The sequence below is a fragment of the Micromonospora sp. IBHARD004 genome, assembly GCF_052814115.1.
The window spans coordinates 3,085,639-3,101,505 of sequence record NZ_CP199934.1; the positions used below are offsets into that span (position 1 = coordinate 3,085,639).

General features: G+C 75.6%; 14 protein-coding genes. 10 read left to right on the top strand and 4 right to left on the bottom strand.

Annotation, left to right across the window (positions count from 1 at the left end; all coding sequences use genetic code 11):
* Nucleotides 1-82: 82 nt before the first annotated feature.
* Nucleotides 83-316 (top strand): hypothetical protein, encoded by a 234-nt coding sequence (locus tag ACTWO6_RS14995; protein ID WP_446220226.1) that lies wholly within the window; start codon nucleotides 83-85, stop codon nucleotides 314-316.
* Nucleotides 317-385: 69 nt separating this feature from the next.
* Here ACTWO6_RS14995 and ACTWO6_RS15000 read toward each other — a convergent pair whose 3' ends face one another.
* Entirely contained in the window at nucleotides 386-1,282 is an 897-nt protein-coding gene (locus ACTWO6_RS15000; RefSeq protein ID WP_446220227.1) for an SDR family oxidoreductase, read from the bottom strand.
* A 10-nt stretch (nucleotides 1,283-1,292) separates the two neighbouring features.
* The gene (locus tag ACTWO6_RS15005) at nucleotides 1,293-2,126 is read right to left on the bottom strand and encodes an FAD:protein FMN transferase (protein WP_446220228.1); all 834 of its coding nucleotides are present in this window, start codon (nucleotides 2,124-2,126) and stop codon (nucleotides 1,293-1,295) included.
* A gap of 270 nt (nucleotides 2,127-2,396) precedes the next feature.
* Between ACTWO6_RS15005 and ACTWO6_RS15010 the strand changes: the two genes are divergently transcribed.
* From ACTWO6_RS15010 to ACTWO6_RS15025, 4 genes are read left to right on the top strand one after another with little or no spacing between them, the layout of a single operon-like run.
* The gene (locus tag ACTWO6_RS15010) at nucleotides 2,397-3,137 is read left to right on the top strand and encodes a response regulator transcription factor (RefSeq protein ID WP_446220229.1); all 741 of its coding nucleotides are present in this window, start codon (nucleotides 2,397-2,399) and stop codon (nucleotides 3,135-3,137) included.
* Nucleotides 3,115-4,620 (top strand): HAMP domain-containing sensor histidine kinase, encoded by a 1,506-nt coding sequence (locus tag ACTWO6_RS15015; protein ID WP_446220230.1) that lies wholly within the window; start codon nucleotides 3,115-3,117, stop codon nucleotides 4,618-4,620. The genes ACTWO6_RS15010 and ACTWO6_RS15015 overlap by 23 nt, the downstream gene beginning before the upstream one ends.
* A gap of 45 nt (nucleotides 4,621-4,665) precedes the next feature.
* A complete protein-coding gene (locus ACTWO6_RS15020) occupies nucleotides 4,666-7,146 on the top strand; it encodes a glycosyltransferase family 39 protein (protein WP_446220231.1) in 2,481 nt (826 codons plus the stop codon).
* Nucleotides 7,147-7,149: 3 nt separating this feature from the next.
* Nucleotides 7,150-8,379, top strand: a complete 1,230-nt coding sequence (locus tag ACTWO6_RS15025; protein ID WP_446220232.1) for a glycosyltransferase — start codon at nucleotides 7,150-7,152, stop codon at nucleotides 8,377-8,379.
* 55 nt (nucleotides 8,380-8,434) lie between these two features.
* On the opposite strand, the gene ACTWO6_RS15030 is transcribed toward ACTWO6_RS15025, so the two are convergent.
* Complete coding sequence (locus ACTWO6_RS15030; RefSeq protein WP_446220233.1) at nucleotides 8,435-9,280, bottom strand: arginase family protein; 846 nt, start codon at nucleotides 9,278-9,280, stop codon at nucleotides 8,435-8,437.
* A 37-nt stretch (nucleotides 9,281-9,317) separates the two neighbouring features.
* Between ACTWO6_RS15030 and ACTWO6_RS15035 the strand changes: the two genes are divergently transcribed.
* A complete protein-coding gene (locus tag ACTWO6_RS15035; RefSeq protein ID WP_446220234.1) occupies nucleotides 9,318-9,998 on the top strand; it encodes a helix-turn-helix domain-containing protein in 681 nt (226 codons plus the stop codon).
* Between the two features lie 32 nt (nucleotides 9,999-10,030).
* Here the strand turns inward: ACTWO6_RS15035 and ACTWO6_RS15040 are convergent, their stop codons facing one another.
* Nucleotides 10,031-10,426: a VOC family protein gene (locus tag ACTWO6_RS15040; protein WP_446220235.1), complete on the bottom strand. Its 396-nt coding sequence runs from the start codon at nucleotides 10,424-10,426 to the stop codon at nucleotides 10,031-10,033.
* A gap of 183 nt (nucleotides 10,427-10,609) precedes the next feature.
* Here ACTWO6_RS15040 and ACTWO6_RS15045 point away from each other — a divergent pair, with 183 nt between their 5' ends.
* From ACTWO6_RS15045 to ACTWO6_RS15060, 4 genes are all read left to right on the top strand, one after another.
* Nucleotides 10,610-10,759, top strand: coding sequence for a hypothetical protein (locus ACTWO6_RS15045; RefSeq protein WP_165439974.1), 150 nt, complete (start codon nucleotides 10,610-10,612; stop codon nucleotides 10,757-10,759).
* A 16-nt stretch (nucleotides 10,760-10,775) separates the two neighbouring features.
* Nucleotides 10,776-12,185, top strand: coding sequence for a class I SAM-dependent methyltransferase (locus ACTWO6_RS15050; protein WP_446220236.1), 1,410 nt, complete (start codon nucleotides 10,776-10,778; stop codon nucleotides 12,183-12,185).
* Nucleotides 12,178-14,223 carry a sulfatase-like hydrolase/transferase gene (locus ACTWO6_RS15055; RefSeq protein ID WP_446220237.1) on the top strand — a complete coding sequence of 682 codons (2,046 nt, stop codon included), beginning with the start codon at nucleotides 12,178-12,180 and terminating at the stop codon, nucleotides 14,221-14,223. Before ACTWO6_RS15050 ends, ACTWO6_RS15055 begins: the two co-directional genes overlap by 8 nt.
* Before the next feature lie 240 nt (nucleotides 14,224-14,463).
* Nucleotides 14,464-15,747, top strand: coding sequence for a citrate synthase (locus tag ACTWO6_RS15060; RefSeq protein WP_446220238.1), 1,284 nt, complete (start codon nucleotides 14,464-14,466; stop codon nucleotides 15,745-15,747).
* Nucleotides 15,748-15,867 lie beyond the last annotated feature (120 nt).

Genomic DNA, 15,867 nt, shown 5'->3' on the forward strand with positions numbered 1-15,867 from the left:
CCGGGGCCGGCCGCGGCGGGGTAGCTTCCCCTCCAGGGGCGTGGTCACCACCGGTGCCGGCCCGGGGACGGAGGGTGTGCGGGTGGCTGAGGTGCGCGTACGGTTCGTCGGCGGACCCGCCCATGACCTGGTCCGGGAGCTGCCGGCCGACCCCGACGGCGCGCCGCCGCAGTGGTGGATCATGCGCCATCCCGGCCACGGCGCGCCGCCGGCCGGCGGCGGACCGGACCACCTCTACGAGCGGGACCACCGGGACGGGTACGGCACCTGGACGATGCGCTTCGTCCGGACCGACCCGCTCGGCGCGACCGAGTGACGGCGCCGTGCAACAGCACCAGCGGCGGCCCCGCGCCACGCCGCTCGAAGACCACCTCCACCGGCACGTTCACCGGTCGGTTCCCGCCGGGGCGCTCACCCCGAAACCACGGCCCAGCGCGCTGGCCTGCTCCTCGATCAGCGGGACGGTGGTGGCCGCCGTACGCCCGATCAGCCGGTCCGCGAGCGGGCTGACCAGCAGCGACCGGACCGCCTGCACGGCGGCGACGGCGCGCGGGACGTACACCCGGCGTTGGCGACGCTCGACGGCCCGGACGAACGCGGCGGCGCACGCCTCGACGGACGTGGTGCGCCGCATCGGCCAGGGCAGCTTCGCCAGCGCCGCCTCGAACGCCGGCAGGTCCGCGCGGGCCTCGCGGACCAGGTCGGTGTCCACCCACGACGGGTGCGCGGTGCCCACCGCCACCCCGCGGTGCGCCAGCTCCAACCGGATCGCGGTGCCGAAGTGCTCGACCCCCGCCTTGGAGGCGCAGTAGGCGGCCATCCCGGGCAACGCGGCGAACGCCGCGGCGGAGGAGACGATCAGCAAATAGCCCCGGCGGGCGGCGAGCGCCTCGACGGTCGCCGCGGCCGTCCGCATCACCCCGACCAGGTTGACCTCTACGGTGCGGACCAGCGCCTCGATGTCGCCGACGGCGATGGTGCCCCGGTTGGCCACCCCGGCGTTCGCCACCACGGCGTCGATGCCGCCGAGGGCCGCCACGGTCCCCTCGGCCGCCGCCCGCAGGGCCGCCTGGTCGGTGACGTCGGCGGGAAACCAGACGTGGCCGGGGCCCAGCTCGGCGGCGAGCGCGGCGAGCCGGTCCGGTTCGAGGCCGACCAGGGCGAGCCGGGCACCCCGGGCCGCGGCCAGCCGGGCGGTGTGCGCGCCGATGCCCCGGGCGGCCCCGGTCACCAGGACGACCTTGCCGGTCAGCGGGCCGGGACGAGGATCATCGATGGACATGCCCGGCAAGTTACCACCGGGTAGCCGGCTGCGGAAGGGCCGCCGGGCGCGCCACCGGCCAGGCCCGCACGCCCTGCCCGGCCAGCCACTCCGGGCCGTCCGGACCGCGGACCAGCGCGGCCACCGCGAGCATCGCGGCCCGCGCCGCGTCCGGCGCAGCGACCGTCACCGCCGCCCACGGCGAGGTCGGTGCCCCTCCGGTACGCGGGTCGCGTACCCCGCCGCCGTCCGCCCGGTGCCCGTCCGCGGTGACCAGGGCGCCGCGCGCCAGGCTGCGCGGCCCGCCCTCGACCGCGACCGGCCAGCCGCCGTCCGGCGCCGGCCCGGCGGCGGCCACCCGGGAGCCGACGGCGACCAGCACGCCGGTCCGGTGCCGGACCGCGACCTGCTCGGCGCAGCGCTGCGCCAGGTACGCGGTGGCGGTACCGCCGAGGTCCAGCCACCTCGGCGGCGGCACCGACAGCAGCTCCCCGCGCAGCGTCACCGCCCGCCAGTCCGCCGTCCGCCCCACCGGCCCCGGCCCGGCGCCGCAGACCGGCAGCAGCCCCCGGACCGCCGCCCGGCGCAGCCGGGCCGCGCCGACGGTCGGGTCCACCGCACCGCCGCTGGCGTCGGCCGCGCCCAGCGCCACCGCCACCAGGTCCCGCAGCAGCGGGCCGACCGGCACGGGGCGGCCGGCGGCGCGGTGCGCCCGGGCCAGCTCCGACTCGGCGGTGCGCAGCGCGGCCAGCCGGCCCGCCACCGCGCGCCGGGCCGCCGGCAGCGCCGTCCGCTCGGTCACCGCCACCCGCACCGGCCGGTCCCGCCACCACCAGCGGACCTCGAAGGTCCCGTTCAGGTTCATGTCGGCAGCCTGCGGGCCGTAGCTGGAGGGGACGTGGGCCGGACCTGTGGCCGGGCTGTGCGTCGGCCGCGCCGGGCGGCGCCGGGGTCACCGACGAGCGGGCACGATCGCACCGGCAGCGCGGCGGAGACCCTTGGCGCCCCGATCCAAGCTCGACGACCGGCCGACGGCGGGCCTCGCGCGACAGCGGCCCGGCGGGGCCGCACAGCTGGTACACAGGATCGGGACAGGCCCGGCACAGCGGAGCGACCCACGATGGGGGACATGGTCATGGACGGGCAAGCCACACAGGGCCGGATCGAGCTGCGCCGCCCCGACGGGGAACCGGTGCGGGTGCTGGTGGTCGACGACGAGCCGACGCTGACCGACCTGCTCTCGATGGCCCTGCGCTACGAGGGCTGGCAGGTCCGCAGCGCGGGCAACGGGATGGCGGCGCTGAGCGCCGCCCGGCAGTTCCAGCCCGACGCGGTGGTGCTCGACGTGATGCTGCCCGACCTGGACGGCTTCCAGGTGCTGCGCCGGCTGCGCGAGCAGACCCCGACCGTGCCGGTGCTCTTCCTCACCGCGCGGGACGCGGTGGAGGAGCGGATCGCCGGGCTGACCGTCGGCGGCGACGACTACGTCACCAAGCCGTTCAGCCTGGAGGAGGTGATCGCCCGGCTGCGCGCGCTGCTGCGCCGCTCCGGCTTCGCGGTCGCCACCCGGGAGGACGCCGTGCTCACCGTCGGCGACCTCAGCCTGGACGAGGACAGCCACGAGGTACGCCGGGGCGACGACCTGATCACCCTCACCGCGACCGAGTTCGAGCTGCTCCGCTACCTGATGCGCAACCCGCGCCGGGTGCTGAGCAAGGCGCAGATCCTCGACCGGGTCTGGAACTACGACTTCGGCGGCCAGGCCAACGTCGTCGAGCTCTACATCTCCTACCTGCGGAAGAAGATCGACGCGGGCCGCGGGCCGATGATCCACACGTTGCGCGGCGCGGGGTATGTCCTCAAGCCCGCGGAGTGACCGGCCCGGGCGGCTGCGCCGCCGGCTGGCCGGCTGGTCGCTGCGCCGCCGGCTGGTGCTCTCCGTGGTGGCGCTGCTCGCCCTGGTCAGCATCGGCATCGGCGCGCTGACCACCGTCGCCCTGCGACACTTCCTGATCGGCCAGGTCGACAACCAGCTCACCGCCGGCGACCGCCGGCAGCAGGACCTCCCGCCATGGTTCCGGGAGCAGCCCGAGTGGACCCGGACGGCGGATCGGCAGCGGGCCCCCGATCCCCCGCCCGGCTTCCCGCCAGAATCGGTAGCGGTCAAGGTGGTGGCCGGCCAGGTCGTGTCGAGCCGGATCCGGACCACCGCCGGACCGGCCGAAGACGTCCCGGCCGGCGAGGTGGCCCCGCTGACGCGGCAGCCCACGGACGGGCAGCCTCGCACCGTCGACCTCGGTGACCGGGGCGACTACCGGGCGGTGGCCCGGCAGGTGCCCGGCGGGGACATCCTGATCTTCGCGATCCCGCTCGCCCAGGTGCAGGAGACGGTGATGTGGATGATCCTCGCCCAGGCCGGCGTGGTCACCGCCGGGCTGATCATCGCCGGCACCCTGGGCGCGCTCATCGTCCGGGCCACCCTGCGCCCGCTGAACCGGGTCGCCGCCACCGCAACCCGGGTCACCGAGCTGCCTCTGGACCGGGGCGAGGTGGCGCTGTCGGTGCGGGTGCCGGAGGCCGACACCGACCCGCGTACCGAGGTGGGGCAGGTGGGCGGTGCGCTGAATCGGATGCTCGGCCACGTCGCCGCCGCGCTCGCCGCGCGGCAGGCCAGCGAGATGCGGGTACGCCAGTTCGTCGCCGACGCCAGCCACGAGCTACGTACCCCCCTCGCGGCCATCCGCGGCTACGCCGAGGTGGCCCGGCGCGGCCGGGACCGGGTGCCGCCGGACGTGGCCCACGCGCTACGCCGGGTGGAGTCGGAGAGCACCCGGATGACCAGCCTCGTCGACGACCTGCTGCTGCTGGCCCGGCTCGACTCCGGCCGGCCGCTGGCGGCCGAACCGGTCGACCTGACCGCGCTGGTCGTCGACGCGGTCAGCGACGCGCACGTGGCCGGCCCGGAGCACCGCTGGCAGCTCGACCTGCCCGACGAGCCGATGGCCGTGACCGGGGACGCGGCCCGGCTGCACCAGGTGGTGGCCAACCTGCTCGCGAACGCGCGGGTGCACACCCCGCCCGGCACGACCGTGACCACCCGGCTGGCGCCGGTCGCCGGCGGGGTCGAGCTCAGCGTCGCCGACGACGGGCCGGGCATCCCGGCCGACCTGCAGGAAGAGGTCTTCGAGCGGTTCGCCCGTGGGGACAGCTCCCGGTCCCGGGCGCACGGCAGCACCGGCCTCGGCCTGGCCATCGTGGCCGCCGTGGTGGAGGCCCACCATGGCCGGGTCGACGTGGTCAGCCGCCCTGGCCACACGGTCTTCACGGTGTGGCTGCCGGATTCCACAGCCGCCGCATAGGTCGTACACGGGGCCGGATCAGCGGGCCGCCCGAGGCTTGCCGGCATGGACAGAACAGAGAGCCTGCTGACCGCGCCCACGACCGGGCAGCCCACCCCGGCCCCCACCGCGCCGCCCACGCCGGCACACCACGTGGCGCCCGCGCCGGACGCCGCCTCGTCGCCGAAGCCCACCGCGGCCGAGCCCGAACCCGTGCGCGCCGGCGACCGACCGCCGCCCGAGCCCACCCGGGCCGACCCCCGCTGGGCGCGGCCGGCCCTGCCGGCCCTCCTGGTCGCCACCGGACTGCTCTACCTGTGGAGCCTCGGCGCCTCGGACTGGGCCAACTCGTTCTACTCGGCCGCCGTGCAGGCCGGCTCGGAGAGCTGGAAGGCCTTCTTCTACGGCTCGTCCGATGCGGCCAACTCGATCACCGTCGACAAGACCCCGGCCGCGCTCTGGCTGATGGCCCTCTCGGTACGGATCTTCGGGCTGAGCAGCTGGTCGATCCTGGTGCCGCAGGCGCTGCTCGGCGTCGCCTCGGTCGGCGTGCTGTACGCCGCGGTCCGGCGCTGGTACGGCCCCGCGGCCGGACTGATCGCCGGCGCGGTGCTCGCGGTCACCCCGGTGGCCACCCTGATGTTCCGGTTCAACAACCCCGACGCCCTGCTGGTGTTCCTGCTGGTCGCCGCCGCGTACGCCACGGTGCGCGCGGTGGAGACGGCGAGCACCCGGTGGCTCACGCTGGTCGGCGCGCTGGTCGGCCTCGGCTTCCTCACCAAGATGCTCCAGGCGTTCCTGGTGATCCCGGTCTTCGCCGGGGTGTACCTGCTGGCCGCCCCGACCGGGCTGTGGCGCCGGGTGTGGCAGCTGCTGCTGTCCGGGCTGGCCGTGGTGGTCGCCGCGGGCTGGTGGGTGGTGGTCGTCGAGCTGGTCCCGGCGAGCGCCCGCCCCTACATCGGCGGGTCGCAGCGGAACAGCATCCTGGAGCTGACCCTCGGCTACAACGGCCTCGGCCGGATCACCGGCGACGAGGAGGGCAGCGTCGGCGGCGGCGCGACGGGCGGCGGTGGCGGTGGTCCGTTCTCCGGGCAGACCGGCTGGCTGCGGATGTTCGACACCGAAGTCGGCGGTCAGATCTCCTGGCTGCTGCCGGCGGCGCTGATCCTGCTGGTGGCCGGCCTGGTGCTGGCGGGCCGGGCGGCGCGGACCGACCGGCGCCGGGCCGGGCTGGTGCTCTGGGGCGGCTGGCTGCTGGTGACCGGGCTGATCTTCAGCTTCATGTCCGGGATCTTCCACGCCTACTACACCGTGGCGCTCGCCCCGGCCGTCGGCGCCCTGGTCGGCATCGGGACCGTCCTGCTGTGGCGGGAGCGCACCGCCCCGGCCGTCGCCGTCCCCGCTCCGGCCGGCGGGTACGCCCCGGCCGTATCGACCGGACCGGTCCCGCCGCTCGCCGGCACCCCGGTCGCCCCGTCGCCCGGCGGGCCGGCCGCGTCCGGCGCCGTCCCGGCCGAGGCGTCGACCGACGCCGGAGCGGCCCCGGCGGGCCCGGTCGACGAGAGCACCGCCGGCCGGACCGGCGTCCGGCGGCGCGCCCTGGCCGCCACCGTCACCCTCGCCGGCACCCTCGCGGTCACCGCGTGGTGGTCGTGGCGGCTGCTGGGCCGCAGCGCCGACTGGTACCCGTGGCTGCGCACCGCCGTGCTGGTCGTCGGGCTGGCCGCGGCCGTGCTGATCGTCCTCGCCGACCGGCTGCCCCGCCGGGCCGTCCCGGTGGTGCTCGCGCTCGGCGCGGCCGCCGCGCTGGCCGGGCCGGTGGCGTACTCCCTGGAGACCGCGTCGACGCCGCACACCGGCTCGATCCCGACCGCGGGGCCGTTCGTGCAGGGCGCCTTCGGGCCCGGCCGCGGCGGCTTCCCCGGCGGCGGCCAGTTCCCGGGCGGCATGGAGCTCCCCGGCGGCCAGTTCCCGGGCTTCCCGGGCGGCGGCCGGATCGGCGGCACGGCCCAGAACGGCCAGCTTCCGGCGTTCCCCGGCGGCGGGCAGAACGGGCAGCTCCCGAGCCTCCCCGGCACCGGCCAGATCGGTGGCACCGGTCAGAACGATGGCACCGGCCAGAACGATGGCACCGCCCAGAACGGTGGCACCGGTCGCGTGCAGCGCGGCGGCGGCATGGGCGGGCTGCTCGACGCCCGCGAGCCGAGCGCCGAGCTGAAGTCCCTGCTGGGGGCCGACGCGGACGCCTACACCTGGGTGGCGGCGACGATCGGTTCGAACAACGCCTCCGGCTACCAGCTCGCCACCCGACGGCCGGTGATGGCGATCGGCGGCTTCAACGGCAGTGACCCGTCGCCGACCCTCGCCCAGTTCCAGCGGTACGTCGCCGACGGGAAGATCCACTACTTCATCGGCGGCGGTGGGTTCCGGGCCAACGGTGGCAGCTCCGCCTCCCAGGAGATCGCCTCCTGGGTCGCCGACAACTTCACCGCGAAGACCGTCGACGGGGTCACCGTCTACGACCTGACCAGCGGAGAGCAGGGCTGAGCGATGACCTTTCCGAGCGCTCCCCGGGCGGCGGTGCGGGCCCGGCCGACAACGCCCACGGCGGTGCTGGACGTGGTGGTGCCGGTCTACAACGAGGAGGCCGACCTGGGCCCCTGCGTCCGGCGGCTGCACGCCCACCTGACCGCGCACTTCCCGTACCCGTTCCGGATCACGGTGGCGGACAACGCCAGCGTCGACGGCACCCTCGCGGTGGCCGAGGCGCTCGCCGCGGAGCTGCCCGAGGTCGGGGTGCTGCATCTGGACGCCAAGGGGCGGGGCCGGGCGCTGCGGGCCGCCTGGTCCGCCTCCCCGGCGCCGGTGCTGGCGTACATGGACGTGGACCTCTCCACCGACCTGGCGGCGCTGCTGCCGCTGGTGGCGCCGCTCATCTCCGGCCACTCCGACCTGGCCATCGGCACCCGGCTGGCGCCGACCAGCAGGGTGGTCCGGGGCGCCAAACGGGAGGTGATCTCCCGCGGCTACAACCTGCTGCTGCGCGGCACCCTGGCGGTGCGCTTCTCCGACGCCCAGTGCGGGTTCAAGGCGATCCGCGCCGACGTGGCGGCCGGGCTGCTGCCGCTGGTGCAGGACACCGGGTGGTTCTTCGACACCGAGCTGCTGGTCCTCGCCCAGCGGGCCGGCCTGCGCATCCACGAGGTGCCGGTGGACTGGGTCGACGACCCGGACAGCCGGGTGGACATCGTCGCCACCGCCCTGGCCGACCTGCGGGGCATCGGCCGGTTGGCCCGCGCCCTGGTCGGCGCGACGCTGCCGCTGGCGGAGCTGCGCGAGCAGCTCGGTCGGGCGCCGCTGGCCGCGCCGCCGGCGCAGGTGCCGGTCGGGCTGCCCCGGCAGCTAGCCCGGTTCGCCGCGGTCGGGGTGGCCAGCACGCTGGCGTACCTGGTGCTCTTCGTGGCGACCCGGGGCGCGCTGGGGGCGCAGGCGGCGAACCTGCTGGCCCTGCTGGTGACCGCGGTGGCCAACACCGCCGCCAACCGCCGGCTCACCTTCGGCATCACCGGCCGCCGGCACGCCGCCCGGCACCACCTGCAGGGGCTGGTCGCCTTCGTCCTCGGGCTGGCGCTGACCAGCGGCTCCCTCGCGGCCCTGCACGGCGTGACCGCCGAGCCGCCCCGCCCGGCGGAGCTGGCGGTCCTGGTCGCGGCGAACCTGGCCGCCACCGCGCTGCGGTTCCTCCTGCTCCGGCTCGGCATGCACCACCGTCGCCCCTAACCGCCCGGGCCAGCCTGCCCAGCGCGATCCCGCCGGCCGGCACCGGCACCGACGGTCAGGAAGCGACAGCGGTCGAGAGGGCCTCGACGAGGCGCCGCGCGTGGCGCCCGTCGGGGTCCTCGTCGGCGTTGAGATCGGCCACGCTCATCCCGAGCAGTCGCTCGGACCGAACGAGCGGTCCGACCAGCGCGAGCAGGTCGTCCCAGTCGAGGCCGCCGGGCTCGGGGTAGGTCACCGCGGGCAGCGCACGCGGGTCGAGCACGTCGAGGTCGAGGTGGAGCCAGGCCGGCGCGACGCCGTCCCCGGCCAGCTCCCGGCCGACCTCCGCGGCGCCGCGTCGCCGCAGCGCGGGCGCCGGGAGCTGGAGCACCCGGGGGTCGACCCGGTCGGCCTCCCGGCGGCTCGCGTCGTCGTCGGGCGGGCGGTGGCCGACCAGCCGGACCTGCGCGGGGTCGACCAGCGCCCCGCCGAACAGGTCGGGGCCGTGACCGGTGAGGATGGACAGCTCCATGTCCGCCCCCTCGCCGGTCTCCGACGTCCGGCCGTCGAGGAAGTCGACGTGACCGTCCAGGAACCACAGGCCCGTACCGGCGGGCAGGCCGAGGAAGACGCCCAGCAGGATCGTGCAGTCCCCGCCGACCACCAGCGGACGGTCTCCGGTGGCCCGCACCTCCGCCACCCCCGCGGCGATCGCTCTGCTCGCCCGGCGGACCTGCGCGGCGCCGATCAGGCCGGTGGCCGGGTCTCGCCGCGGATCGTCGATCCGGGCGTCGACCGTTCCGCCGTCCCGCGCGTCGAGCCGCGCCAGCAGGCCGGCCGCCCGCAGCGCGCCCGGCGCGCGTTCCTCGCCCCGGCTCCGGCCCGAGGAGTCCAACGCCGCGTCCAGCACCGTCCATCGCACCGCCGCAGGTTAGCCCGGGCGTGGCAGGCTGGGCGGCGTGTATCGGGAGTTGCCCGCCGCCCTGCCCGGCGCGGTGCGCTGGACCAGCGTCAGCGACGGCGCGCCCGCCCGGGTGCTGCCGGACGGCTGCCTGGACCTGCTCTGGTCCAGCCGGTCCGGGCTCCTCGTCGCCGGCCCGGACCGCACCGCGTACCTCACCGACCCGACGCCGGGGGAGCGGTGGGTCGGGCTGCGGCTGCCACCGGGCATCGGCCCCGCCGTCTTCGGCGTCCCCGCCGACGAGCTGCGTGACCGCCGGGTCCCGCTGGACGCGCTCTGGGGCCGAGCGGCGACCGACGTCGCCGAGCGGCTGGGCGAGCGGCCGACCGCCGTCGGGCTGGAGGCCGTCGTCGCCGCCCGGCTGGCTGCCGCCGGGGGGCCGGACCCGCTCGGCGTACGGGTCGCCGCCCTGCTCGCCGCCGGGACCGGCGTCACCGCGACCGCCGCCGAGGTCGGCCTCGGCCCGCGCGCCCTGCACCGACGCAGCCTGAGCCTCTTCGGGTACGGCCCGAAGACCCTCGCCCGCATCCTGCGCATGCAGCGGGCGTTGGCCCTGGCCCGCACCGGCACGCCCCTCGCGGAGGTGGCCGCCCGCTCCGGCTACGCCGACCAGGCCCACCTCACCCGCGACGTCCGCGAACTGGCCGGCGCCTCACCCACCCGGTTGTTGGCGGGCTGATCCGTCGGCCCGGCGGCGGAGCCCGCCCACGGTCACGGGTTCAGCGGCGCGAACAGGTCCACGCCGTTGCCGTCCGGGTCGTGGAGGACCGCGTACCGCTGGCCCCAGAAGGCGTCCCAGGGCGCCAGGTGGCCGTGGTGTCCCGCCCCGGTCAGCTCGGCGTACCAGCGGTCGACCTCGGCCGGGTCGGCGCAGCGGAACGCCAGGTTCACCCGGGGGCTGCCGGTGGGCGCCGTCCAGTGCGGGTCGAAGCCGCGGATCATGTCGGCCGCGTCCCACGCCAGCCGGACGCCGCTGTCCAGCGTGACCTCCACGTGCGACTCGCGCTCCGCGCCGGGCGGGATCGCCAGCCCCAGCCGGCGGTAGAAGTCCAGGGTGCGGGCCATGTCGGTGACCGTCATGCCGATCAGGTCGAAGCGAGGTGTCATGCCGGCCACGGTAGGGGCGGGCGGGGCCGGTCGTCTTGAACGGAACGGACGTGGGCGCAGTGGCCGGTGTGGCCTTCACGGCCGGCCCGCGCGGCGTACGGTGTCAAGGTGACAAGTCCGGCTTAAAGGGCTAAATGCCTCATTGTGGCCGGCCTCCATGACGGCGAGGGAAGGGAGCGGCCGGTGATGCATCTGGCCTACCTGGACGCGGGGTCCGGCAGCCTGATCGTGCAGGCGGTGGTCGGTGGCGTGGCCGGAGCGGCGGTGGCCGCCAAGCTCTACTGGCGCCGGCTGGTCGCCCGGTTCCGTCGCCAGCCCACCGACCAGCGCTGACCGGCCGGCACCGGCCATGACGGTCTCCCACACCGGCATCCGGGTCGAACCCGGCTCCTTCCGCGATCCGGGCAACCGGGTCTTCCACCGCGACGGCGAGGTGCTGCGCGGGCTCGACGACCGGGCCGCCGAGGACTGGCGGGCCCTGGCGGCCAGCGGCTTCTTCCGCGCCCTGCTGGCCGACGGGAAGGTCTGCGGCACCGAGGAGGTCACCGCGACGCCGCCCTGGGCCGCGGTGCTCCGGCACGAGCGGATCCCGTTCGTCTCGCACCCGTACGAGTGGTCGTTCGGCATGCTGCGCGACGCCGCCCTGCGGCACCTGGAGATCCTGCGCGCGGCGCTCGGCGACGGGTTCACCACCAAGGACGGCTCGGCGTACAACCTCCAGTGGCGCGGCGCGTCCCCGGTCTTCATCGACGTGGGCTCCTTCGCCCCGCTGCCCCCGGGGGAACCCTGGGCCGGCTACCGCCAGTTCTGTCAGACGCTGCTCTATCCGCTGCTGCTTCAGGCCCACCTCGGCGTCGACTTCCAGCCGTGGCTGCGCGCCCGGGTGGACGGCATCGAGCCGGACCAGATGCGCCGGCTCTTCGGCGGCGCCCGGCGGCTGCTCCCCGGCGTGCTCACCCACGTGCACCTGCACGGCGCCATGCAGCAGCGCAATGCCCGCGCCACCACCACCGACGTCCGGGCGCAGCTGCGGGCCGCCGGCTACTCGCGGGAGCTGGCCTCGGCGACGGTCCGGGGCATCGAGAAGCTGGTCCGCCGGCTGGACCACCGGCCGGGGCGCAGCCACTGGTCGGACTACCAGCGCACCTGCGGCTACTCGGCACAGGACCGGCAGGCGAAGGAGCGGTTCGTCGCGGAGGCGGTGGCCGCCACGGGCACCCCTGCGCTGGCCCTCGACCTCGGCGCCAACGACGGCCGGTACGCCCGGATCGCCGCCCGGCACGCCGGGTACGTGGTCGCCGTCGAGCAGGACCCGGCGGTGGCCGACGAGCTCTACCGGGCGCTGCGCGCCGAGGGGGAGCGGCGGATCCTGCCGCTGGTGATGGACCTGGCCGACCCGTCGCCGGGCGGCGGGTGGCGCGGCGTCGAGCGGGCCGGCTTCGCCGACCGGACCCGGGCCGACGTGGTGCTCGCCCTGGCCGTGGTGCACCACCTGGCGATCGGGCGGAACGTGCCGCTGGCGGAGGTGGTGGACCAGCTCGCCGGGCTGGGCGCGCCCGGCGCGGCGCTGGTGGTGGAGTTCGTCCACCCCGAGGACCCGATGGCCCGCCGGCTGCTGGCCAACAAGCCCGACGGGCTCTTCCCCGACTACCGGCGGGACGCGTTCGAGCGGCTGCTCGCGGCGCGCTGCCGGATCACCCGGCGGGCGGAGCTGCCCTCCGGCACCCGGACGCTCTATGAGGCGGTGGTGGGTGGCTGAGCGCACCCTCTCGCCGCCCGACGTCCGGCCGGCCCCGCCCGCCCCACCCCGGCCGGGTCGACCCTGGCGGGCGGAGCTGGGCCGGCTGTTCGAGGTGGTCGCGCTGGTCGGCCTGGTGGTCACCCAGCCGCTGCTGGACGTGCTCGGCCGCAGCCCCGACTTCTTCCTCTTCCACCGCGCCTCGCGGGCCGACATCCTGCTCCTGGTGGCGCTGATCGCGATCGCGCCGACCGTGCCGTTCGCGCTGCTCGGCGCGGTCAGCCTGGTCGCCGGGCGGGCTACCCGGGCGGCGGTGCACACGCTGCTCGTCGGGCTGCTGCTGGCCGCCCTCGCCGTCCAGGTCGGGCGGCACGGCACGCCGCTGCGGGGCGTACCGCTGCTGCTGGTCGCCGTCCTGGCCGGCGCGGTCGGGGCGGCGGCGCACCGGCGCTGGCGGGCGCCCGGCCGGGTGCTGCGGGTGGCGGCCTTCGGGCCGCCGGTCTTCGTCGGCCTCTTCCTCTTCGCCTCGCCGGCCTCGGCGGTGGTGCTGCCGCGGACGCACGCCGGCGCCGCCGGGGTGGCCGGCCCGGGCGCCCACCCGCCGGTGGTCATGATCGTCCTGGACGAGCTGCCGCTGGTCTCGCTGCTCGGCCCCGACGGGAAGATCGACGCCACCCGCTACCCGCACTTCGCCGAGCTGGCCCAGGGTTCCACCTGGTACCGCAACGCCACCGGGGTCAGCGGCTGGACCCCGTACGCGCTGCCGGCCATGCTCACCGGCCGCTATCCGGCCGAGCCGTTCGCCCCGCACTACTCGCAGTACCGGGACAACCTCTTCACCGCCTTGGGGGGCCTGTACGAGATCAAGGCCGAGGAGAGCATCACCCGGCTCTGCCCACCCAGCCGCTGCGAGCAGCCGGCCAGCCCGGAGCAGGGGCTCGGCGTGCTGGTCCGGGAGAGCGGCCGGCTGCTGCGCCAGGTGACCGCCCCGGCGGACAGCCGGGTCGACCCGGAGGACTCCTACCGGGAGCTGACCCGCGCCGAGGCCGGCCTGGACGCCGCCGAGCCGGTGCCGGCCGACCCGAAGTTCCGTTGGGACACCCTCGACGACAATCAGCCGGTCCGGTTCACCAGCTTCCTGGCCGGGCTGCGCCCGTCGTCCCGCCCCACCCTGCACTTCCTGCACCTGCTGATGCCGCACTCGCCGTGGGCGTACCTGCCCTCCGGGGCGCACTACACCGCGCCGGAGGACCTGCCCAACGACGGCGCCGGCTGGGTGGACCTGGCCCGGCAGCGGCACCTGGCCCAGCTCGGCTACACCGACCGGCTGATCGGCGAGACGCTGCGCACGCTGCGCGCCACCGGCCTCTACGACAAGGCCCTCGTCCTGGTCACCGCCGACCACGGGGTGAGCTTCCGCAAGGACTGGCAGGGCCGGGGGATGGACGCGATCAACCACGCCGCCGACCAGGTGGCCTGGGTGCCGATGTTCGTCAAGGAGCCCGGCCAGCGCGCCGACCGGGTGGACGACCGCAACTGGGAGCACGTCGACCTGCTGCCCACCATCGCCGATTACACCCACGTGCGGGTCCCGTGGCGGATGGACGGCCGGTCCGCCCGGCAGGCCCCCCGCGCGGGCGCGGAGAAGCGCTTCTACGACCGCCCCGGCCAACCGGTGCCGATCAGCGGCGGGGTGCCCTCGCCGCCGGCCACGCCGGCCCCGAGCCCGCTGGTCGGCACCCGGGTGGGGGAGCGGCCGGCCGGCGGTACGGCGAAGGTGGCGAACCTCGCCGCGTTCCGCGCCGTCGACCCGGCCCACGGCGAGCTGCCGGCCCTGGTCTGGGGGACCGTGCCCGGCGCCGTGCCGGACGGGACGATGCTGGCGGTGGCGGTCAACGGCACGGTCGGCGCGGTCGTCCCGGTGGTGCCGCCGGACCGGGGTGGCCGGCGGTTCGCCGTGCTGCTGCCCGACGACCGGCTCTTCACCGCCGGCGCCAACCGCCTCGACGTCTACCGGGTGGGCGCCGACGGCGCGCTGCGCCGGCTCGCCCTCTCCTGACGGCGGATCCCCGCCCCCGGCCGCTCCGTGCGGCCGCCGCCCGGCCCCGCGTGCCCCGTCTCCGCCCGCCGCCCGGCGGTGGGCGGGCGCGAGCATGCACAGGGTTTCCGAGCCGGCAAGTCGGGAATCGGGTGACGCATACCTCACCGCGGAACCACGACGAGCGGTGTCCCCGATACCGCGATTACGGTAAAAGCGAAGGCAATTCAACGAAGATCTTGCCGGCGAAGCGAGGAACACATGACGGAAGTCAAGCTCGACCACCCCGGTGGGCAGCTGTCGATGCCGGTGCAGTCCGCGGTCGAGGGCCCCGCCGGCATCGGGGTGAGCCATCTGCTCAAGGAAACCGGGATGACCACCTACGACCCCGGTTTCGTCAACACCGCGTCCTGCTCGTCCGCGATCACCTACATCGACGGTGACGCGGGCATCCTCCGGTACCGCGGGTACCCGATCGAGCAGCTGGCCGCGAAGTCCTCCTTCCTGGAGGTCTCCTACCTGCTGATCTACGGCGAGCTGCCGACCCAGCAGCAGCTGACCGAGTTCAGCGAGCGGATCCGGCGGCACTCGCTGCTGCACGAGGAGATGCGCCGCTTCTTCGACGGCTTCCCGCGCGACGCCCACCCGATGGCCGTGCTGTCGTCGGCGGTCAGCGCCATCTCCACCTTCTACCAGGACAGCCTGGACCCGTTCGACTCCGATCACGTGGAGATGTCGACGGTCCGGCTGATGGCGAAGGTCCCCACCATCGCCTCGTACGCCTACAAGAAGTCGATCGGGCAGCCGCTGCTGTACCCGGACAACTCGCTGGGCTACGTGGAGAACTTCCTCCGGATGACCTTCGGCGTGCCGGCGGAGCCGTACGAGGTCGACCCGGTGATGGCCCGGGTGCTGGACATGCTGTTCATCCTGCACGCCGACCACGAGCAGAACTGCTCCACCTCGACCGTGCGGCTGGTCGGCTCCAGCAACGCCAACCTCTTCGCCTCGGTCTCGGCCGGCGTGAACGCGCTCTTCGGCCCGCTGCACGGCGGCGCCAACCAGGCCGTGCTGGAGATGCTCCAGAAGATCCACGCCGACGGCGACGACGTCCGCTCCTTCGTGCAGAAGGTGAAGGACAAGCAGACCGGCGTGAAGCTGATGGGCTTCGGGCACCGGGTCTACAAGAACTACGACCCGCGCGCCGCCATCGTCAAGAAGGCCGCGCAGGACGTGCTGGGCCGGATGGCCAAGCCGGACCCGCTGCTGGATCTCGCGATGGAGCTGGAGGAGATCGCCCTCGCTGACGACTTCTTCGTCTCCCGGCGGCTCTACCCGAACGTGGACTTCTACACCGGCCTGATCTACAAGGCCATGGGCTTCCCGACGAAGATGTTCACCGTGCTCTTCGCCCTGGGCCGGCTGCCCGGCTGGATCGCCCAGTGGCGCGAGATGATCAACGACCCGGAGACCAAGATCGGCCGCCCGCGGCAGATCTACACCGGCTACCCCGAGCGCGACTACCCGGCGGTCGCGGAGCGCTGACCCCGCCCCACCCGTACCACGAAGGCCGCCGACCCCACCGGGCTCGGCGGCCTTCGCCGTACCCGGCCCCCGCCGATCTTGCAGTTGGTGCCCGGTCAGGTGCGACATGTCCGGCAAATC